Annotated in this window: 17 protein-coding genes and 1 pseudogene; 8 read left to right on the plus strand and 10 right to left on the minus strand. The window is 70.7% G+C overall.

Annotated elements, in window-relative coordinates; genetic code table 11:
- Window positions 1–37: 37 nt before the first annotated feature.
- Entirely contained in the window at window positions 38–736 is a 699-nt protein-coding gene (locus tag ACFC96_RS04260) for an FCD domain-containing protein (protein WP_355694393.1), read from the plus strand.
- A 198-nt stretch (window positions 737–934) separates the two neighbouring features.
- On the opposite strand, the gene ACFC96_RS04265 is transcribed toward ACFC96_RS04260, so the two are convergent.
- The 3 genes from ACFC96_RS04265 to ACFC96_RS04275 all read right to left on the minus strand — a co-directional run bounded on the left by ACFC96_RS04265 (window position 935) and on the right by ACFC96_RS04275 (window position 5,781).
- Window positions 935–3,001 carry a SpoIIE family protein phosphatase gene (locus ACFC96_RS04265; protein ID WP_376610124.1) on the minus strand — a complete coding sequence of 689 codons (2,067 nt, stop codon included), beginning with the start codon at window positions 2,999–3,001 and terminating at the stop codon, window positions 935–937.
- Between the two features lie 182 nt (window positions 3,002–3,183).
- On the minus strand, window positions 3,184–4,728 hold the full coding sequence (locus ACFC96_RS04270) for a long-chain-fatty-acid--CoA ligase (RefSeq protein ID WP_376610126.1): 1,545 nt from the start codon (window positions 4,726–4,728) through the stop codon (window positions 3,184–3,186).
- Between the two features lie 201 nt (window positions 4,729–4,929).
- Window positions 4,930–5,781 (minus strand): acyl-CoA thioesterase, encoded by an 852-nt coding sequence (locus ACFC96_RS04275; protein WP_376254382.1) that lies wholly within the window; start codon window positions 5,779–5,781, stop codon window positions 4,930–4,932.
- Window positions 5,782–5,858: 77 nt separating this feature from the next.
- On the opposite strand from ACFC96_RS04275, the gene ACFC96_RS04280 reads away from it, so the two are divergent.
- From ACFC96_RS04280 to ACFC96_RS04290, 3 genes and pseudogenes are all read left to right on the plus strand, one after another.
- On the plus strand, window positions 5,859–6,044 hold the full coding sequence (locus ACFC96_RS04280) for a hypothetical protein (protein WP_376610127.1): 186 nt from the start codon (window positions 5,859–5,861) through the stop codon (window positions 6,042–6,044).
- A 173-nt stretch (window positions 6,045–6,217) separates the two neighbouring features.
- Window positions 6,218–6,484: pseudogene (locus ACFC96_RS04285) on the plus strand (universal stress protein); the annotation flags it as partial.
- 172 nt (window positions 6,485–6,656) lie between these two features.
- On the plus strand, window positions 6,657–8,132 hold the full coding sequence (locus tag ACFC96_RS04290) for an AAA family ATPase (protein ID WP_376610529.1): 1,476 nt from the start codon (window positions 6,657–6,659) through the stop codon (window positions 8,130–8,132).
- A gap of 641 nt (window positions 8,133–8,773) precedes the next feature.
- Here the strand turns inward: ACFC96_RS04290 and ACFC96_RS04295 are convergent.
- Entirely contained in the window at window positions 8,774–9,373 is a 600-nt protein-coding gene (locus ACFC96_RS04295; protein WP_376225247.1) for a hypothetical protein, read from the minus strand.
- 573 nt (window positions 9,374–9,946) lie between these two features.
- Between ACFC96_RS04295 and ACFC96_RS04300 the strand changes: the two genes are divergently transcribed.
- Window positions 9,947–10,597: a CBS domain-containing protein gene (locus tag ACFC96_RS04300; protein ID WP_376610129.1), complete on the plus strand. Its 651-nt coding sequence runs from the start codon at window positions 9,947–9,949 to the stop codon at window positions 10,595–10,597.
- A 156-nt stretch (window positions 10,598–10,753) separates the two neighbouring features.
- Window positions 10,754–11,476, plus strand: coding sequence for a response regulator (locus ACFC96_RS04305; RefSeq protein WP_376225253.1), 723 nt, complete (start codon window positions 10,754–10,756; stop codon window positions 11,474–11,476).
- Here the strand turns inward: ACFC96_RS04305 and ACFC96_RS04310 are convergent.
- The 3 genes from ACFC96_RS04310 to ACFC96_RS04320 all read right to left on the minus strand — a co-directional run bounded on the left by ACFC96_RS04310 (window position 11,470) and on the right by ACFC96_RS04320 (window position 15,395).
- Complete coding sequence (locus ACFC96_RS04310; RefSeq protein ID WP_376610131.1) at window positions 11,470–13,224, minus strand: GAF domain-containing protein; 1,755 nt, start codon at window positions 13,222–13,224, stop codon at window positions 11,470–11,472. The two genes, ACFC96_RS04305 and ACFC96_RS04310, sit on opposite strands and share 7 nt — an antisense overlap.
- Before the next feature lie 267 nt (window positions 13,225–13,491).
- Window positions 13,492–14,352 (minus strand): universal stress protein, encoded by an 861-nt coding sequence (locus tag ACFC96_RS04315; RefSeq protein ID WP_376610133.1) that lies wholly within the window; start codon window positions 14,350–14,352, stop codon window positions 13,492–13,494.
- Entirely contained in the window at window positions 14,349–15,395 is a 1,047-nt protein-coding gene (locus ACFC96_RS04320; RefSeq protein ID WP_376610135.1) for a universal stress protein, read from the minus strand. Before ACFC96_RS04320 ends, ACFC96_RS04315 begins: the two co-directional genes overlap by 4 nt.
- Window positions 15,396–15,594: 199 nt before the next feature.
- On the opposite strand from ACFC96_RS04320, the gene ACFC96_RS04325 reads away from it, so the two are divergent.
- Together ACFC96_RS04325 and ACFC96_RS04330 are read left to right on the plus strand one after the other, a co-directional pair.
- Window positions 15,595–16,167, plus strand: coding sequence for a CBS domain-containing protein (locus tag ACFC96_RS04325; RefSeq protein ID WP_376610531.1), 573 nt, complete (start codon window positions 15,595–15,597; stop codon window positions 16,165–16,167).
- A gap of 10 nt (window positions 16,168–16,177) precedes the next feature.
- A complete protein-coding gene (locus ACFC96_RS04330; protein ID WP_376610137.1) occupies window positions 16,178–16,798 on the plus strand; it encodes a CBS domain-containing protein in 621 nt (206 codons plus the stop codon).
- A 101-nt stretch (window positions 16,799–16,899) separates the two neighbouring features.
- On the opposite strand, the gene ACFC96_RS04335 is transcribed toward ACFC96_RS04330, so the two are convergent.
- From ACFC96_RS04335 to ACFC96_RS04345, 3 genes are read right to left on the minus strand one after another with little or no spacing between them, the layout of a single operon-like run.
- Entirely contained in the window at window positions 16,900–19,299 is a 2,400-nt protein-coding gene (locus tag ACFC96_RS04335) for a glycoside hydrolase family 65 protein (RefSeq protein ID WP_376610139.1), read from the minus strand.
- Entirely contained in the window at window positions 19,296–20,048 is a 753-nt protein-coding gene (locus tag ACFC96_RS04340) for an HAD family hydrolase (RefSeq protein WP_376610141.1), read from the minus strand. The genes ACFC96_RS04335 and ACFC96_RS04340 overlap by 4 nt, the downstream gene beginning before the upstream one ends.
- On the minus strand, window positions 20,045–20,728 hold the full coding sequence (locus ACFC96_RS04345; RefSeq protein ID WP_376610143.1) for a helix-turn-helix domain-containing protein: 684 nt from the start codon (window positions 20,726–20,728) through the stop codon (window positions 20,045–20,047). The genes ACFC96_RS04340 and ACFC96_RS04345 overlap by 4 nt, the downstream gene beginning before the upstream one ends.
- Window positions 20,729–20,731 lie beyond the last annotated feature (3 nt).

Here is a 20,731-nt window from a genome sequence, read left to right on the forward strand (position 1 = left end):
GGGGCCCGCCCGGCACATCCCTCGAAGGAGTTCCCACGTGGCAGTGCGCCGCACCACGCTGTTCGATCAGGTCGCCGGTGAGATCGTCGATCTGATCGAGGAGTCGGGGCTCGAGCCCGGCGACGACGTGCCCTCGGAGGGCGAACTCGCGGCCAGGTTCGGAGTCAACCGGCTCGCGGTGCGCGAGGCGATCCGCGTGCTGTCCGCCCGCGAGATCCTCGTGTCGAGCCAGGGCCGCCCGGCCCGGGTCAACGTCCCCTCGGCGCGGGTGTTCGGGCAGATCCTCCAATTCCGTCTGCGCCAGCAGTCGTTGGAGGTCGCCGACGTCCTGGACGCGCGCGGCGCGATCGAGGGGGCGCTGGCATCCCGGGCGGCGGCCCGGGTCGCGTCCGGCGAGGCCTCGGCGGACGCGGCCGGCGCCCTGCTCGACGAGATGGAGGACGCCGTCGAGGACCGCGACCGTTTCGTGGCCCTCGACCTCGCCTTCCACCACGAGATCGCCCGCATGGCCGGGAACGGCATGCTGGAACTCGTCCTGGAATCGCTCTCGGACATCCTCACCGCACACCGGCTCGCCAGCTACGAGGGGCGGTCCCGCCGGGGCGACAGCCAGCGGGCGACGATCACGGCCCACCGGCGGATCCTGGCCGCCATCGCCTCGGGCGCGCCGCAGGAAGCGGTCGCCGCCATGGCGGCCCACCTCGACGAGACGGGCGAGGATCTCGCCGTGTCCTAGGGTCTGTCGTCACATTCCCGTCGTCCGCCCGAGGGGCGGGCCCGGCGGCGTCTGGTGCGTGCGATCGCAAGGCGCCGGAGAGCCCTTGTAGCGGAGCTACCAGGGCTTTTCGGCAACGCCGCGAGCGTGCGTGCCAGACGCCGCCGGGCAGACGGGAATTTGACGACAGGCCCTAGGCACGGCCGCACACCCGGCGCCTCACATACCCACGGGCGGCTCCGGCTCCGTCTTCACGAACTCGCACCACACTGCCTTCCCTTCACCCCGCGGTTCGACGCCCCAGCAGTCCGCGACCGCGTCGACGAGCAGCAGCCCACGACCGGATGTCGCGGCCTCGCCCGGTGTGCGGCGGCGCGGGAACACGCTCGACCGGTCCTTGACCCAGAGCCGGACGCGCCGGGCCTGGCCCGGCAGCACTTCGAGGGTGATGACGGCGCCGGCCTCCGTGTGCAGGAGCGCGTTCACCATCAGCTCACCGGCGGCGAGTTCCACGTCGTCCACCACCGCGCCGAATCCCCAGTCCTCCAGGGCGCTTCGCAGCGCTGTGCGGGTCTCGGCGAGCCCCTGGGGGTCCGCGGTGTGGAGGTACTGGTGGATGCGCGGCGCGAGCGGGGTGCCCGGGTCGCGGTCCCGGCACAGGACGAGCAGCGCCGCGTCATCGGAGGTCGGCCTGATCTGCGACACCCGCTCCGACAGGTGCTCGGCGATGGCGGACGCCCCGACGGGCCCGTTGCGCACCGCTTCGGTCAGAGCCCTCACGCCTGCCGCGATGTCGCGCCCCGGATGATTGACGAGGCCGTCGGTGAACAGGACGAACGCCTCGCCGGGCAGCAGGTCGAGCCGCGTCTCCGGGTACTCCTCCTCCTCGAACTCCGTGGCCAGGCCCAGCGGGAGACCACCGCGCACGGGCGGGGTGCTGACGCGGCCGTCCGCGTGCCGGAGCACCGGTTCCATATGACCGGCCCTGATGGCCCGTACGTCTCCGGTGGCGGGGTCGACCTGGGCGTACGTGCACGTGGCGAAGCGGTCGGTGTCGAGCTCGGCGAGGAAGCGTGAGGCTCGCGCGATGACCGTGGACGGCGGGTGGCCCTCGCCCGCGAAGGCGCGCAGCGCGATGCGCAACTGCCCCATGACGGCGGCGGCCTGGGTGTCGTGGCCCTCGACGTCACCGACGACTATCCCGATCCTGCGCCGGGGCAGCGGAATCACGTCGTACCAGTCGCCGCCCACCTCCCGGCCGCTGCCAGCGGCGTGGTAGCGGGCGGCGATCTCGACGCCCGGGAACTTGGGGATGTGCTGGGGCAGCATGGTCGACTGGAGGCCCGTGGCGAAGTCGCGTTCGCCGTCGAAGAGGATGGCCCGCTGGAGGGACTGGGCGACGATGCCCGCGAGGCCGAGGCACAGGTCGCGGTCCTCGGCCGTGAACTCCTCGCGCCCGCGGAACAGCAGCGCGAGCCCCCCGACGGAGCGGGCCTGGGCGACCAGCGGCAGGAACGCGGCGGCGTCCAGTTCCAAGCGTCGCGCGTACGGGCCGAGACGCGGGAAGGTGTCGGCGAGTTCGCGCAGGGAGGTCACGAAGCGCGGGCGCTGGGTGATCACCGCCTCGGCGAGGGGCAGCGACTCGTCGAGGCGGTGCAGCTTGAGCTCGTCGAGCTCGGGCGTCGAGTCGCCTGCCAGGGCGACGAGTTGGAGGGTGTCGCCCTCGACGAGGCCGAGGACGAGTCCGTCGGCCCCGAAGAGTTCGAGGCCGCGCCCGCCGGTGAGGACGGCGGTCACGTCGGCGACGGTCATGGCCCGGGAGAAGGCGTCGGCGGTGCTCTGGAGGACGGTGGTCATCCGCTGCCATCCCGCGAGCTGTGCGGGGCTGGTCATGGCGAGCTGGGCGCGGTCCGCGTCGGCGTCCCGCACGATGCCGACCACATGCCGGGGTCTGCCGTGCTCGTCTCGGACGACCCGGCCCCGCAGATGGGTCCACTGCTCCCGGCCGTCGCGGCGCCGTACGCGGAAGTAGGCGCCGTAGGAGGAGCGTCCCGCGTGGATCGCCGCCATGGCGGCGGCGCCCAGGCGGGCACCCTCCTCGGGCGAGACGCGCGACAGCAGGGACTCGGGCCGGCCGTCGTACTCGTCGGGCCCGATGTCGTACACGGCGAGGCCCGCCGCGTCGAGCTCGAAGGTCCCCGCCGCCAGGTCCCACTCGAAGGTGCCCACGCGGTTCAGGGCAAGGCGCTCCCCCAGGCCGATCTCCGCCCTGCGCCGTCCTGCCATGCGTTCGCTCCGGAGAAGTGAGCAGGGACCCCGGTCAGCCGGCCGGGCCGGTCGCCTCCCGCGCTCCGTCCAGCCCCGTGCCGTCAACGACGGGAACCCTCCGAGCATAACTTTGGGGCCTTTGTCACGCATGTCCGGAGCGGACCCTGAGGCCCGCACCTGCTCACCGGCTTAACGGTCGTTCAATCGGCGCGAGGGGCGAGTTCCTGGCGCAGAACCCGCTTGAGGATCTTGCCACTGGGATTGCGGGGCAGCTCTTCCACGAAGTGGACGATCCGCGGCTTCTTGTACGAGGCGATGCGCTCACGTGTGAAGTCGATGAGGTCCTGCGCGGTGACCGGGCCCGTAGCGGGCCGCAGCACGACGGCGGCAGTGACGGCCTCGCCCCACTTGTCGTCCGGCGTGCCGAAGACGGCGACGTCCAGCACGGCCGGGTGGTCGGCGAGCACCGACTCGACCTCGATCGGGTACACGTTCTCACCGCCCGTGATCACCATGTCCTTCATCCGGTCGGTGATGAACAGGTAGCCGTCCTTGTCGAGATAGCCCGCGTCACCGGTCCTGAGCCAGCCGTCGGCGGTGAACAGCGCCTCGTTCTCCTCGGGCCGCTTCCAGTAGCCCGGGGTGACCTGGTGGGACCGGGTGAGGATCTCCCCCACCACCCCAGGCGCCACATGATCGCCGGTGACCGGATCCGCGATGGCCACCTCGACCTCGGGCCACACGTTGCCCGCCGAGCGCAGCAGCGCGGAGCGCGGTCCGTCCACGACGTGATCCTCGGGCAGCAGCCGCACGGCGGAGCCGGTCGTCTCGGTCAGACCGTATTTCTGGTAGAAGCCGCAGCCGAAGACCTCCATGGAGCGGCGCAGCAGGGCGGGCGTGATGGGCGAGGCCCCATAGACGATCAACTGGAGCGCGGAGAAGTCACGTTCGCGGATGTCGGGCAGTGTCGTGAGGATGTGGAGTATGGCGGGCACGAAGAACGTGTGCGTGACGCGGTGGCGCTCCATGAGCTCGACCACGGCGGACGGCACGAGGTCGGGGACCAGCACCGTATGGGCGCCCGCGGCGAGCGCGTTCACGAGCCAGCCGGTCCCGGCGATGTGAAAGACGGGCATGACGTTGAGGGAGACGGACGCGGTCGTCCAGCCCATCTCGCGCAATTGGGCTTCGCCCGCGGTGCAGTTGTTCAGCGTGAGCTGGACACCCTTGGGCAGCCCCGTGGTGCCGGAGGTGTACAGCTGAAGGAAGACCGCGTCCTCGCTCCCGGCACCCGGATCGACGTCACCGGCCGCGGCCAGCCACTTCTCGTACGTGCACTCATCCGCGTCAGCCCCGCTCTCGGTCACGAGGATGATCCCCGGCAAGGCGGCCCGCACGGCGCGTGCGCCGGGCAGGAATTCGGTCTGGGTCAGGACGATCCCGAGTTCGGCGTCCTGGGCGACCGCGACCAGCTCGGGCCCGGTCAGGCGCCAGTTCAACGGCGTGGCGACGAACCCCGCCTTGGCGCAGCCCATCAGGAGCTCGGCCGAGAGCACCCCGGGCCGGACGAGGTAGCCGACATGGGCGCCCTGCGGAAGGCCCGCCGCGAGCAGCGCCTGCGCGACACGGTTGCCGCGCCGGTCGAGCTCGGCGTAGGTCAGCGTCCGGGAACCTTCTGTCACAGCAGGGGCGCCAGGCGTGAGCGCGGCGTGCTGTCGTACGGCGTCGGGCAGGAACGGGCCCATGCGGGAGACCTCCATCGGCGTCGGCTTCGGCGAGTGGTCACAGGACAGGCGCGGACCGTGAGCATCGCGGCCCCGCAGCACGGCGTCAATGCATTGAGCGCACGCGAGCGGGCGCCGTCCGGGTGACGGCCTCCTCGACGCCCTGCGCATCGGCCTCTCGAAGCGGTAGCTGGAGGCGCCCGCCGGCGACGCAGGCCAGGACTACTCCCTTGTCCGCAGCAGCGCCTCCTGGACGACCGACGCGACGAGCTGCCCGCCCCGGTCCCAGAACTCGCCGTACGCCAGAGTGCGCCCGTCTCCCGCGAGGCGACTGCGGCAGGCGTACAGGAGCCACTCGTCGGCACGGAACGGACGGTGGAACCACATGGCGTGGTCCAGCGAGGCGAGGACGACACCGACCGGCCGCGGTTCGCCGTACGGCACGAGGGCCGTGGGGGCGAGCGGCGCGTCGGAGATGTACGCGAGGGCGCAGGCGTGCAGCGCGGGGTCGTCGGGAAGCGCTCCGACCGAGCGGAACCAGGCGAAGCGTTCGATCTCCCCCTCGTGCGGACCGACAGCGTCCGGCACCTGCCGGCACTCCACCGCCGTGCGCAGCGGATGCGTCGCCGGACGGAACGCGAAGCCGTCGTCGAGACCTTCGGGGCCCGGGACGTCCGGCATGCCCGGCTGCCGCCGACTTCCCTGCGGCTGCGGCAGTTTGAAGGACACGCTCATCGTGAGCGCCTCCTTGCCGCCCTGCGTGGCGGTCACCTGGCGCACGGAGTAGCTGCGCCCGTCCCGGACCGCGTCGGACACGTACCTCGTGGGACGTTCGGGCGTGACGGCGCGCAGGAAGTAGGCGTGCAGGGAGTGCACGGACCGGTCCTCCTCGACGGTGCGGTACGCCGCGGCCAGCGCCTGGCCCACTACGGCCCCTCCATAGGCGCGCTCCTGCGCGCGGCCACCGTGGCAGTACCCCTCGAAGACGCCCGCCCCGACGTCCTCCAGGGCAAGGCGCTCGCCCTTGCCGAGGGGGCCGAAGGGCTGTGCCTGGTCCGGAACTCCGTTGATCATTCGTTAAGTGTGTAGGCCATACACCTGCCTGTCCAGCCTCCGTGATCCTCTCCAGCCCGCACCATCGGCGCCCGGCCATGACCGGCCGTCCGGCACGCGCCAGGGGCAGGTTCGGCGACCGGATCGCCTTCGTCGACGACATCGACATGCTCCGGCTGGTCAGCCGCGCCCGCCTCCACCAGATCGTCGCGAGGTCGAACGCCGGGAGGCGGCCGCCCCTCTCGCTTGTCCACAAGGAGCACATGCGCCGAGACGACATTTGAGGTAGTCATCGATGTGAGAGAGGTAGTCATCGACGTACGAGGCGTCTGCCCACGCTCTCGCACCGCGAGAGCACGCTCCACGGCCGACCTGCAGGGCCACCGACCTGCACGCGCCGGACGGCGACCGCACCTACCGCTCATTCCCGTCTTCCACCGACAGCGAGGAAGTCGCCATGGACCGAGCCGTCACCGTGAGCCTCGTCGGCTCACCCGAGAGCCTCGCCACCGCCCGCCGGGCAGCCGACGAAGCCGAGCAGCGCAAGCTCACTCTGCGCCCGGTACACGCGTGGCCCCTGCCGGCGCCTGAACCGGCACACGCCCTGGCGGAAGGAGCCCAGAACAACCGGGCAAAGCGGCCCGTGCACCACGCCCGGGCGGAAATCCAGGCCCGCAACCCGGGCCTCACCGTCGTCGGCAACCTGGTCGCCGAGGACACCAGGACCCTGGGCCCCGTGGCCCGGGCAGCCGTCCACCACGCGCACCGTCCCGTAGACGTCGTCCCTCATGACTGACCCGAACCGACGCGCGCAGCCGCCGGCGCCGCCGCCGTCCGACAGATCCGCACCCGGGCCGGACACCGCCTCCGGGGCTCCACCGCTCCCGCCCGCGGAAGTGCGCGAGACGCACACCGCGGTGCTGTTCTTCATCGGCGACCGCGCCTACAAAGTGAAGAAGCCTGTCGACCTGGCGTTCCTCGACCACACGACCGTGGCTGGGCGACAGGCCGCATGCGAGCGGGAGGTCGCCCTCAACCGGCGCTTCGCCCCCGACGTCTACCTCGGCGTAGGGGCATTCCGCAGCCCGGACTCGGACGAGTCCGAACCTCTCGTCGTGATGCGTCGCATGCCCACCGGGCGCCGCCTCGCCGAACTCGTGAGGAAAGGCGTGGACGTCACCGACGAACTGCGCGCGGTCGCCCGCCTGCTCGCCACCCACCACGCGAGTGCGCCACGCGGTCGGGAAGTGGACGAGCAGGGCACCCGCGACGCGCTGTCCTCGCGCTGGGAGGCCAGTTTCGGCGAGGTCCGTGCCCTGTCTGCCGACGGCACGGTGCCCGACGGCGTGGCGGAGACCGAGCGGCTGGTACGCCGCTATCTCGCGGGCCGGGAACCGCTGTTCGCCATGCGCATCGAGCAAGGCCGGATGGTCGACGGCCACGGTGACCTGCTCGCCGACGACATCTTCTGCCTCGACGACGGCCCGCGCGTCCTGGACTGCCTGGAGTTCGACGACGCCCTGCGGTACGTCGACGGTCTCGACGACGCCGCCTTCCTGGCCATGGACCTGGAACAACTCGGCGCCCCACGGGCCGCGGCGTTCTTCCTCGCCGCGTACGGCGCGTACTCGGGCGACCCGGCGCCGCCGTCCCTACGACACCACTATGTCGCCTACCGCGCTTTCGTCCGCGCCAAAGTCTCCTTGATCCAGGCCCGCCAGGGCATACCCGGCGCCGAGGCGGCCGCTCGCCGGTTGGTCACCACCGCCCTGCACCACCTGCGCACCTCTGCCGTGGGCCTGACCCTCGTCGGCGGGCTCCCCGGCAGTGGGAAGTCGACGCTCGCCGGCGCCCTCTCCGATCGCCTCGGTGTCACGTTGCTCAGCAGCGACCGCCTCCGCAAGGAACTCGCGGGCATCCCGGCCGAGCAACAGGCGGCCGCCGCCTACGGGGAAGGCATCTACTCACCTGAGTGGAGCGACATGACGTACAAGGCCCTGCTCGACCGCTCGGCAACTCTGCTGTCCCGCGGCGAATCAGTGGTCCTGGACGCCACCTGGCACGACGCGCAGCAGCGGGAAGCCGCCCTGCGCATGGCCGAGCGCACGCACGCGGACCTGGTGGCCCTCCACTGCCATGTCCCGGACGACATGACGGCCGACCGCCTGGCCACCCGCGGCCGCGGCGCATCCGACGCCGACCGCGATGTGGCCGCCGCCATGGCTGCCGCGGAGTCCCCCTGGCCGGAGGCCGTCAGGATCGACACCAGCGGCCCCTTGGACGCAGCGGTCACCCAGGCGTTGTCAGCCATCCGCCCGCACGCCCACAGCCAGGCCCGGGTCTTGCTCCGCCCTTACATGGAGCCGGACTAGATCTTCATGGAGCCGGACCAGATCGCGACTCGTGCATGCCAAGACCGTCTACGCCCGTGACGTACGCGCCGGCGAGCCGGTGGGCACAGGGTTCATCCTCACCCGGCGGTCCGGCACTCCGGCACTCCGGCACTCCGGCACTCCGGCACTCCGGCACTCCGGCACTCCGGCACTCCGGCACTCCGGCACTCCGGCACATCGAACCACGTCCGGCGACGCTGAATTACGTGGCAGCGACCGCCACTTCGCGTCGGTCACCCGCATCGGCCGCATGGGCGTCACCGCTTGCATCCTCGCACCGCCGTCCAGCACCACGGCCTTCATCGGCCACGTTCTGGCGCCGCCTGCGACACCGCGGCGCCATGGAGGCGGGGGAAGAGTGGCGCCGACACCTGCCTCGGCCGCCTGGACCGTCGCTTGGTGACGAGCTCGGCCGACTCGCTCGGATCGGCACGGCACCGGGCCCCGGCCACGGGGCCACCGGCCACAGGGCCACCGGCCACAGGGAGGGGCCACGGGGAGGGGCCACGGGGAGGGGCCACCACCGGTGAGAGTGGACCATTCCGCGGCGTGCGCGAACCGACAGGCGGGAGCATCGTGCCGCACCAGGCTCAGCGCCGGCAGCCACAAAGGTGTGGTGCTCAGCCTCTTCCTCCGCTGAGGTTCCCCCACTGCGGTCCGATCTGCTTCCACTCCTCGCCCCATTCGGCCATGCGCCGCCGGATGAGCCGGTTACGGGCCACCCAGCCGGCGCCCCAGACGGCGGCAGCGACCGGTGGCGCGACAAGGGCGCAGGCCAATGCCTCCTGCAGCGCCACCTCGGCGCCCGTGGCAGGTGCAGGCACCACCCGGCCCCGCCCGTCCGTCCACACCGTGACCCGCGTGCCTGCCGGAGCCTTCGGCGAGACCTTCGCCCGGCCGGTGTGCACCGCGCCGTCCGCGTCCGTCCAGCGCACGGCCGCCCATACCCGGCCGTCGTCGTATCCCCCGGTAGTGGCCCCGGTCCCCGCCGCGTGACCAGTGAGGACAGCAGGTACGGCATGGGCCCTGGCCGCCTGCGCCGAGAAGGCCGATCCGACGGCCCGGACCACCAGTACACCCGCCAGAACTCCGGCGGCGACCACGAGCAGCCAGATGACGAGCACAAGCCAAGCCTCGACCACATCGCTGTGCCGGCGCAGCGAGTTGCGTCGCCAGCGCCACGTCAGTGAGGAGGCTTTTACAGGAAGTGTCCGTGTCATCGTCGCCGCCTCTGGTCCGGTGCCGGCCGACGCTCTGTGTCGCGAGTGTGGTCGGTGTCCGGAAGGTCGGGGTCGAGGTTCGGGCGCCGGCGCGGTCCGGTCAGGGCACGCCCGACGTACTCCACGCCCACCAGGGCTCGCGCGAGCCGTGCGGCAAGCGGGATGGGGTACGCGAGGCCACAACCCGATGGAGCATCACATCGTGCACGACGGCCGCAGTGCCCCGTTCATAGCGTCCTCCAAGGGCTCGGCTGCCGCCATCGGACTCTTTCAGGCTGCGGTTTCGTGCCGTGCGAGTCATGGGCCGAACGGTCCCGGGACGCTACCCCGTCGGTCCCTTACCGCGGCGTCCGCCGCCTCGGCCAGGGCTTCTGCTGTTTCTGAAATGAGCCGGTCGGAGCGCGCCGGGGGCCGGTCGGCCCATCCCGGAAGCTCCGGCGCCACCACAGACTGAAGAGGACGAACGGAGGCCGACCTTGCGCACACCGTTCTTCAGGCGCATCACCGCCCTGCCCACGGGACACGGCACCCGAACCGCACAGCCACGGAAGGCCCACCGCCCCGGAGCCGATCATGCCCGCATCCCAGGCCACCGTAAGTGACGTCATGTCGCACACCGCCGTCGCCGTCGGTAACGACGCCTCGTACAAGGAGATCGTCGAGCTGATGCACCAATGGAAGGTCAGTGCGCTGCCCGTGCTGGAAGGCGAGGGCCGCGTGGTGGGAGTCGTCTCGGAAGCCGACCTCCTTCCCAAGGAGGAGTTCCGACGGGAGGACCCGAAGCTGTCGGACCCGCGGGACCAGGCGTCCAAGGCCGGTGCCGTGCGGGCAGGGGAGCTCATGTCGAGCCCAGCCGTCACTGTCCGTCCCAACGCCACCCTCGCTGAAGCCGCCCGCATCATGGCCCGCGGGGGCGTCAAGCGACTGCCCGTCGTCAACAGCGTCGGCATGCTGGAAGGCGTCGTGAGCCGGGGCGACCTCCTCAAGGTGTTTCTGCGCCCGGACCAGGAGATCGAGGAGGAGATCCGCCAGGTCGTGCGCGGAGGGCCGGCGCCACCCGCACGATGGGATGTCACCGTGCTCGAAGGCGTCGCCACCCTGCACGGCCTCGTCGGTGACCGCGCCCGGGTGCCGTTGCTCGCCCGGGCGATCCGGGCCGTGGAGGGAGTTGTGGACGTCCGGATGGATCTCGAGGCTCCGAAGGCCACCGAGCTCGGGAGCTGAGGGGGCTCCTTGTCCCTGACGACGTCCCTGACGACGTCCCTGACGACGTCCCTGACGACGAGGTGGCATGCTGCCTCATCGAACGGGTGCCTCCTCGGCCTTGCTGAGACAATGGCTGCAAGGCATGGGACGAAGCAGACCGACCCTGGGACACACATGTCCGACGTGCAGGCTGCCACCACGGACGAAACCGTCGACGGACCCGTCAGGGTGTTCCTTCTCGACGACCACGAGGTCGTCCGAAGGGGGCTCCACGACCTTCTGGACGCCGAGCCCGACATCAGCGTCGTGGGCGAGGCGTCCACGGCCGAGCAGGCGCTGGCGCGCGGGCCCGCGCTGCGTCCGGACGTGGCGGTGCTCGACGTGCGGCTGCCCGACGGCGACGGCGTCACCGTCTGCCGCGAACTGCGCACCCGCATGCCCGAGCTCGCCTGTCTGATGCTCACGTCGTTCGACGACGAGGACGCTCTCCTCGACGCGATCATGGCCGGCGCCGCGGGGTACGTTCTCAAGCAGGTCAAGGGGTCCGACCTCGTCACGGCGGTGCGCACCGTGGCGACGGGCCAGTCGATGCTCGATCCCGCGACGACCGCCCGCCTCATGCACTCGCTCCGCGACCCGAACACCGCGCAGTCACCCGAGGACGTTCGGCTGGCGACCCTTTCCGAACGGGAGCACGCCGTGTTGGAACTGATCGGCGAGGGCCTCACGAACCGCCAGATCGCCAAGCGGCTCTTCCTCTCGGAGAAGACGGTCAAGAACCACATCTCCAGGCTGCTGGGCAAGCTGGGCGTCGAACGCCGCGTCCAGGCAGCCGTCATCGCGGCCCAGGCGCACGAGCATGCCGAGGCACACCAGCAGAACGAGGGCACTCACTGACCTGAAGCGGACGCCTCACCAGCGCCGGCGCCCGGACCGACAGGCACCCGCCACACGAGCCGGGTTCCGCCGTCGGTCCCCCGCCCGGCCTGTATTTCTCCGCCCAGTCGCTCGGCTCTCTCCGCAAGGTTGAGCAGGCCGCTGCGCCGGCCGTCAGCGGGCATTCCGATGCCGTCGTCGCCGACCTCGACCGTCACCACCCCCTTTTCCGCCCGGACCAGCACCTCGGCGTGCGCTGCCTGCGCGTGACGGGCGACGTTGGTCAGCGCTTCGCCGATGACGGCGATGACTTCGTCGGCCACGGCGTGCGGCACGTCGGTCTCGATCAGCCCCTCCATCCGCAGTGCCGGTGAGAAACCCAGCATGCCCGCGGCCTGGTCCATCGCCTGCACCACTCGAAGCCTGAGCGAGGCCGGTACGCCCGGAACCTCGTGCTCCCGGAGGCCGAAGATGGTCGAACGGATGATCTTGATGGTGGCGTCCAGGTCCTCGATCGCGCGGGCCAGACGCTCCGAGGCCTGCGGGTGCTCGACGAACCGCTGAGCGCTCTGCAGGGTCATGCCGGTGGCGAAGAGTCGTTGGATAGCAAGATCGTGCAGGTCACGGGCGATTCTGTCGTGGTCCTCCAACAGGCTCATCTGCTCCGCGTCCCGTCGGCGGTCGGCCAGCTCCAGGGCGAGGGCGGCCTGGTCCACGAAACCGGGCAGCGCGGCGACCTCCGCCGCCGCGAACGGAGCACGCTCGCTCGTCCGTGCCAGCATCAGGACGCCGCTCAGCTTCTCCTTGGTCCCGACGGTCACGGCAACCACGGGGCCGAAACCGTCCCAGCGCTCCGCCTGCGCGGTGACACGGCTGTCGTTCTGGACGTCCGGGACGGAGACCAGCCCGTCGGCAGCCAGGGCGACCGCCGCGAGAGTGCCTTCGCTGCTGGGCAGAACGAGGCCTCGGTGCGCTTCCGCACCCTCACCACGCGCCAGGGATCCACGCAGTTCCCCGCCCCGGCCGACCACGTAAAAGGCGCCCATATCGGCTCTGGTGATGGCACAGGCCCGCTCCAGCATGCCTTCGAGCACCTGGTGCTCCCCCGATCCGGACAGCAGCGCGCTGGTGACGTCGGAGCGGGCAGCCAGCCAGCGTTCCCTGAGCTGGACATCTTCGAACAGGCGGGCGTTCTCGATGGCGATTCCGGCCGCCACGGCCAGCGTCGACAGGACCGCCTCGTCGTCGGCGTCGAATTCCGCGCCACCGCGCTTCTCGGTCAGGTAGAGGTTGCCGAAGACGTCGTCCCGGACCCTGATCGGAACGCCGAGGAACGAATGCATCGGCGGGTGGTTGGGCGGGAAGCCGTACGACGCAGGGTGCTCCGAGAGTTCCGACAGGCGCAGCGGCTCCGGGTGTCGGATCAGTTCGCCGAGGATGCCGTGTCCGGAGGGCAGGTCGCCGATACGGGCCCTCCGCTCGTCGTCGATGCCCACGGGCAGGAATTCGGCGAGCGTCTTGCCTTCACCGATGACACCGAGGGCTCCGTACTCCGCGTCCACGAGGACCACGGCTGCCTCGACGATGCCGCGCAACACCTGGGGCAGGTCCAACTCCTGCCCCACTGACATGACCGCCTCAAGAAGCCCGTTCAGACGATCGCGGATACCGCGGATGTCGTCGATGCGCACCTGCAGTTCCTCGAGCAGCTCGTCCAACCGGAGCCGGGGGACCCTGATGGGCGCGGCCTCTGGGTTGTCCGCACTCATCGGCACCTCCAGCCGCGCACGGGGGCTTGCTTCGCACTTTCACCGTAGTACGCGCACGGGCAGGCGCCCTGCGGTGACAGCACCGCCGCAGGCAGGCGGCCCCAACCCGCCGTGGGCCCGACCACTACGTCCTTGTCACCGGCGTCGGCGTACCGCTACGTCCGTGTCCCTTTAGCCGGCGTACCGCTCGGCTTCGGTCTCAGACCTGAGGGGGCCCTGCCCTCCGTGCACGCCCGTTGGACCGGGGGCCTGGGCGCTGCTCGGCCGTCACACCACGGGGACGGTGACGACCGGGCAGTGCGCCCGGTGCAGGAGCCCGTGGACGACAGAACCGAGATGCATCCCGCTGTAGCCGCCCGTTCCCCGGCGGCCCACGACCACGGCCAGAGCGTGCTCAGCGGCCGTCGCCAGCTCCTCCACCGGATGTCCGACAAGGACCTCGTGCTTGAGCACGACGTCCGGATACTTCTCCGGCCAACCCGCGGTGGTCTCGTCCAGCATCCGCCCCTGGGACTGCGGGGCGGCCTGCGCGTCGTGGAGGCGCAACGCCGGTGGCTGCCACACGGAGATCGCGCGCAACTGTGCGCCCCGGACGTCGGCCTCCTCGTAGGCGAAGGCCAGTGCGGCCCTGGAGCATTCGCTGCCGTCGATCCCCACGACCAGGTAGGGGGGCCGCTGGGTGACGTGTTCGGCGTCTCCGACGACCACCACCGGGCAGGCGGCCTGGGCCGCCACGGGAACGACGAGAGCACCTGCGCTGAGAAACTCCTCGGTACGGCTCAAGTGACGAGAGCCGAGCACCAGCATGCGGGCTCCCTGCGAGAGCCCGCGCAGGACAGAGGCGGGCGGGCCTTCCAGGAGAGCGCCGGTCGCCTCCAGCGTCGGGTGACGGCTCCGGGCCCAGTTGAGCGCTGCTTCCAGCGCTCCTTCCCCGGCCTGCCGCTGAGCCATCTGGTGCAGCGTGCCACCGGCACGGTGGCTGTCTCGTTGCGAGGGCACCGCAACGACCAGGTGGAGTACCAGCCTCCGCCGGTGTGCCTCGTCGGCAGCCCAGGAAAGGGGCAGACGCCAGTCCCTGGCCGGGTCGAGGCCGACGACGAGTTCACGGCCTTCGCCGGTCCTTTTCACGGCTTCCTCCTGAGGTCCTGACCGTGGCGGGGAAAGAGGAGCACGGGACAGTGCGCGTGGTGCACGAGGCTGTGTGCGATGTGCCCGAGAGAGGGACCGATGTATCCGGGCGAGCGGCGACCCCCCATGACCAGCAGGTCCGCATGGTGCGACGCCTCGACGAGGACGCCGGCCACGGACATACTCTTCTCCGCGTCCGCATGGACTCCGAGTCCCGGGTGTTCCCCTCGGATCTCGTCCGTAATGGCTTTCAGCCTCTCGACGTACTCGTCGGCGATCTCCTCGATGTTGTCGAGCATGCTCACGACGTTCCCGACGGACTGGAGAGCGTTCCACACGTGGAGCAGCCGCAATGACGCCTTGCGCAGTTCGGCCTCACGCGCCGCGTACCGCGTGCACTCGAGGTCCAGCTCATCCCGGACGGCGGCGAGGACGACGCCGGCCTCGGTCCCGTCCTCAACCCCCCGGACGACGATGAGCGGGGTCCTGGCTCCTGCCGCGGTCTTGAGGCCGACGGACCCGAGCATCAGGGAATTGAACCCGCCCAGGCCCCTGTTGCCCACGACGATCGTGCCGTGGAGGCCGGCGGCCCTGTGCAGAGCGGTCACCGGGTCACGTCGGCTGAATTCGGTCGTGACGTGCAGGTCGGGATGCTCGGTGGCGATCGCCCCGGCGGTTTCCTCGAGCAGTTCGCTCCCGGCACGACGAACCCGTTCGACACTGGCCGCGGACAGATGAAACCGTCGGCCGTCGGTGTCGGCCGCGTGCACGAGGTGCAGCGGCCGACCGCGGCGTGCGGCCTCCGCGGAGGCCCACCGCACCGCGTCGCGGGCCGACTGCGATCCGTCGACGCCGACGACGACCGAGCTGGTGTCCGGATCGCGGATGGTCCCTTCCATGGGTTCCTCCTCGCCGAACGGTGGCGACAGCTCCCAGACTGGCACCGAGTTGCTCGCTTCGAGAGGGCCGCTCAGGGCCTCTTCGGGGCCGAAGGTCCTATTGGCCCGCAACGTGTCCGCGAGGCCACGGCCCGGGGCCTCCACCTCGCTCGCCGTACACAGAGAGTCACCGGTATGCCCGACCTCGGCGGGATGCGGCGAGGCAGGGCCGGTCGGCCCCGGATGGGGACGCCCGGCCCCTCCTGTCCGCCACCTGTCCGGGACGACACTGGACGTATGGCGCGCGCATCCGCGCCGGAGCTCTGGAGGACTCATGAAGCACCTGCGCACCGTCGGCGACGTCATGACGCGATCCGTCATCTCCGTCAGGAAAGGATCTCCGCTCAAGGACATCGTGCAAACCATGCGCCGATCACGAGTCAGCGCCCTGCCGGTCCTGTCCACGGACGAACGGGTCGCGGGCGTGGTCTCCGAGGCCGACCTGCTGCTCGACGCGCAGGACATGGACGAGACCCGCGCGGTGACAGCCGGACAACTGATGACCGAGCCGGCGGTCACCGTGCCCCAGGACGCCACCATCGCCAGTGCCGCCCGCCTCATGGCGCACGGCCACCTCAAGCGGCTTCCGGTGACCGACGAGGACGGCGCCCTGATCGGGATCGTCAGCCGGGGCGATCTCCTGAAGACCTATCTCCGGCCGGACGAGGACATCGCGGCCGAACTGCGCGAGATGATCACCGCACACCTCGTACCGGCGGGCGCGCCACTCGTCCACGTCCACGTGTCCGACGGCATCGTCCGGCTCGAAGGCTCCGTCCCCGACCCGAAACTCCAGGACATGCTGGTGCGTGTCGCACGCACCGTGCCGGGGGTCGTCGACGTCGTGCCCCGGCCGGGCGCGGCGATGTCCGCGTGAAGGGGGCACCATGAGGCACCGCTGCGTCGCGGACCTGATGACGCCCAGCGCCATCACCGTCCAGCCTGGTACCGCGTTCAAGGAAGTCGCCCGCCTGCTGGACGAGTTCGGCATCACCGCTCTGCCCGTCGTGGATGAGGCCGGACGCCCCGTGGGGGTCGTCTCCGAGGCCGACCTGCTGCAAAAACACGGCAGCGGCACCGCTACGGCCGCCGATCTCATGAGCGCTCCGGCCGTCACCGCCCGCCCCGGCTGGAGCGTGGTGCGTGCGGCCCGGCTGATGCGCAGGAACCAGATCAAACGCCTTCCCGTGGTCGACAGCGGGAACCACGTCATCGGCATCGTCAGCCGCAGCGATCTGATCCAGCTCTTCCTCCGCCGCGACCGCGCGATCCAGGAGGAGATCCTCGAAGACATCCTTACCCGGACGCTGCAGCTGAGCCCGTCCGCCCTGACCGTCGACGTGGCCGACGGTGTGGTGACCCTCAGCGGCAGCGTGCCCCGATCGAGCCTCGTCCCCATCGTCCTGCGGTTGTGCCAGAGCGTCGACGGAGTGGTCGACGTGGTCGATCGGCTCGCGTACGAGCAGGACGACCTGCCGGTCGACGCCCGCCCGGCTGAGGAGGAGTGAGCCATGAGACGCCGAGAAGCAGGCGCGCTGATGACCCCACCGGGAATCCACACTCAACGAGCATGACCACGCCCCCCGGAGCGCCACGATGACGCACTCGGTCAGTGCCGGGGCAGGCGGAACCACCCTTGCGTTCCCGGAGCCACGTCCATCTCGCGCCCGTCCGGCAGGACGAGGTGGAGGGGGCTCGACGACGACGGGGGCACACTGATGCCGCACCGTCCGGGCAGGAACCTGACGCGTACACCGCGGTGCCCCCGATAGCAGAAGGTGAAGGCAGCGGGAGATACGTCACCGAGTGGGACAGGGTCCATGCGAAGACCCGTCGCACAGGCCTCCAGTCCGACCACGCCCCGCTCGACGAGGTCGAGCGTTCCTCCCATGGCGCCCAGGTGGATCCCTTCGCCCGTCGTGCCGCCCTGGATGTCGGTGACGTCACTCAGCAGGGCCTCCCGGCAGAACTCCCAGGCTTTCCGGCCTTGTTGGCGGGCGAGCACCCAGCCGTGCACCACGCTGCTCAGCGTCGAACCATGGCTGGTCCGGTCGAGGTAGTAGGAGACGGTTGCCCGCCAGGTGTCGTCGTCCAGGCGGTAGCCGAGCCGGGTGAAGAGGTCGTACAGCTCCGCTGGACGGAAGAGATAGCCGAGCATGAGGGTGTCTGCCTGTTTCGACGCCTTGTAGCGGTTGACCGTGTCTCCCTCGGCTTCGAGGATCCGGTCGAGCCGGCGGATGTCGGAGTAGCGGGCCCGGTAGGACTCCCAGTCCAGTTCCTCCAGGCTTCCGTATCCCTCGAACTGGCTGATGACACCGCTGTGGAACGGCACGTGGAGACGGTGGGTGATGTCCCGCCAGCGCTCCAGGCCCTCGCCGTCGATGCCGAGCTGCCCCAGCAGTTCAGCGCGGCGGGCACCGGGCAGTTCAGCGGTGAGTTCGAGTGCGCGAGCGAGGACCCACGCGGCCGCCACGTTCGTGTAGGCGTTGTCGTCGATTCCCGGGCCATCGGCCTTCGGGTAGGCATCGTGGTACTCGTCCGGCCCCAGGACACCCCTGATCCGGTAGCGTCGCGACGCGGGATCGTAGACGGCGGCGTCAGCCCAGTAGCGGGCGATGTCGAGCAGGAGGTCGGCACCGGGTCCGTGCATGAACCCGGTGTCGCCGGTCGCCTGACCGTAACGCCAGACATTCCACGCGATGGCGGATCCGACGTGGCGCTGAAGGTGGGAGTGGTCGGGCAGCCACCTCCCGGAGCGGGGGTTGAGGTGCATCGTCTGTGTCTCTTCGCGGCCCGAACCGGCGCTCTGCCAAGGAAACATCGCACCGGCGAACCCGGATCGCCGTGCCGCGTCACGGGCCGCGGGCAGTCGGCGGTGCCGGTACATGAGCAGCGAGCGGGCCACCTCCGGAAAGTGCAGAGAGAGGTAGGGCAGGACGAAGAGCTCGTCCCAGAAGATGTGCCCCCGGTAGGCCTCTCCGTGCAGGCCCCGGGCCGGCACTCCCACGTCCAGGTCCGCGGTGAGCGGGGACAGCGTCTGCAGGAGGTGGAAGGCGTGCAGGCGCACGATGTGTCCCGTCTCTCCCGGGGTCTCCAACTCCCCCTCGGTCCACAGCCGTTCCCAGGCGGCGTGATGTGTGGTGAGCAGCGCGGGGAATCCCGGTGCTTGTGTGGCATGGTCCACGGACTCGCGCAGCGGATCCGCCGCGGGACGGTCGAGGGATGTGTACAGAGCCGCGGCTTTCACCACCATGACGGGTCGTTCCCGGGAGATCGGCAGTGTGAAGGTCTGGACGGTGGCTCTGTCGGTGCAGGACACCGCCCTGGCTCCGACGGGCAGTGAGAAGGTGCGTACCGCCAGTCCGATCCGGATCCGGGACGACGATGTCGTACAGCCCAGCCACGCCACACCTTCCGGTTCGACGCCGACGTGATGGTCGGTGAGATGACGGCCGGCGAGGGCGCGGTAGCGCTCCACGCCCGTGTTCGCCACGTCTCCGTCGAGGACGGACTCGACGACGAGCGTGCCGCTCCATCCGTACGCGCGGAACACCGTGCGCTGAGCGGCGAGGTACGGGTCACCCATGTGGACGAGTCTCGTGTGTGTGACACCGGTCCGGCGGCCCTGCGAGTCCTGGAGGAGCATGCGCCGTGTGAGGGTGCCGCGCCGCATGTCGAGGGATACCCGGCAGTGACGAACGGTGGAGTGGTCGGGTGTCAGCCACTCACCCGGCGATGCTCCCTCCGGCACGCAGCGATAGCGCAGGGCCGTCCAGTCCGGCAGGTTGACCATGTCCTCATTGGCGACCGTGGTGCCTCCCACGGACGAGACGAGCCGGTTGTAGCAGCCCGCGAGATACGTTCCCGGGGAGTGAACGGCGTCGGCCACCGTCTCGGGTGCCGAACCCCGCGTGGCGAAGCGGCCGTTGCCGAGTGTGCACAGGGCCTCGACGAGCTTTTCCTGCTTGGGGTCGTACTCGCCGAACTCCCACGTCCACGAGGCCGTCACGGCTTGTACCCGCGCAGAACGGTCGGCAGCGACGTGAGATCCGCGAGCACGAGGTCTGCCCCGCGCGCGGTGAGGCTGTCTGACATGTGTCCGTCGGGCGACCGGTCGATGCCCACGACCAGGCCGAACCTTCCGCGGCTCCCCGCCTCGACCCCGGCTGCGGCGTCCTCCACGACCGCCGTGCTCCGGGCGGCCGTGCCCAGCCGCGCCGCCGCTTCGAGGAAGAGCGCGGGATCCGGTTTGCCGGCCAGGGCGAGCCGGGCGGCGTCCCCGCCGTCCACCGACGCGTCGAAGAGATCGTCCAACCGGGCCGCTTTCAGCAGGGCGCGCGCGTGCCGGGAGGCGGAGACGGCCGCGCACCGGATGCCCTTGTGCCGCAGCTCGTTCAGCACCGGGGCGGCCTCGGGGAAGGGGGCGACGGCCCGGACGCCGATCGCCTGGGTGAAGAGCCGCTCCTTGTAGGCGGCGACCGCCCACACCGTGTCGAAGCCCGGCAGGTCATCGGGGGTGCCCCGGGGAAGGTCCAGCCCGCGGGCGGTCAGGAAGGCGAGCGCGCCGTCGAAACGGGGCTTGCCGTCGACCAGTTCACGGTATTCACGATCGGCGTCGAAGGGCCGCTGCTTCGCGCCGCGCGAAGCCCATGCGTCCAGGCAGGCGTCGAAGGCGGCTTTCCAGGCCTCCGCGTGCAGTACCGCGGAGTCGAGCAGGACCCCGTCGGTGTCGAAGACCACGGCGCGTATCGAAATCATCGATGCACCACGCGGCGGCCGGTGATCCGGCTGGGGACGACCGACATCCAGTACTTGCGGTCACCGCCCGCCCACGGCAGAGAGCGTGCTGTCGCGTTCAGCCGCCGGATCGCCTGCTCGTCGGTGACCCCGGCGGCCTCACCGACGGCCAGGACGCTCCAGCCCTGTTCCATCGCGTCGTCGATGTGGTCGACCTCGAAGGCCACACGGGCGCCGGCGGCACCGGCCAGCAGTGATTCCCACGAGGTACGGAACGCGATCTCGCTCCCGGAGACGACGTAGTTGACCGGAAAGATGACCGGACCGTCACGGGTGAACACCGCCACGCGACCGATGCCGTGCGTCGACAGCAGACGGCGGCACTCCGCCTCGCTGAGCGCGACGAGTTCGGAGTCACGTGGAGCCGGCCCCTGGCCGGGCGGTTGCTCGGTCGTCGCTCCGGTCAGTTCGGCGACGGTCGTTCCGAGCGCGTCGGCGATCCGTACGAGTGACCCGCTGCCGGGCGCCGCGGAATGCTCCTCCAGGTAGGCGATGAAGCCGGCGTCCACTCCACTGCGGCTGCCGACCTGCTGGCGGGTGAGTCCGAGTTCCTTGCGCCGGGCCGCTATCCGTCGGCCCAGGTCGGTGTGTCCGGCTTCCTGGACCTCGGCACGGACGGGCTTGGGCGTGGTGCTGGGCATGAG

The organism is Streptomyces sp. NPDC055955, assembly GCF_042270245.1.
In the GTDB taxonomy this organism is placed as follows: domain Bacteria; phylum Actinomycetota; class Actinomycetes; order Streptomycetales; family Streptomycetaceae; genus Streptomyces.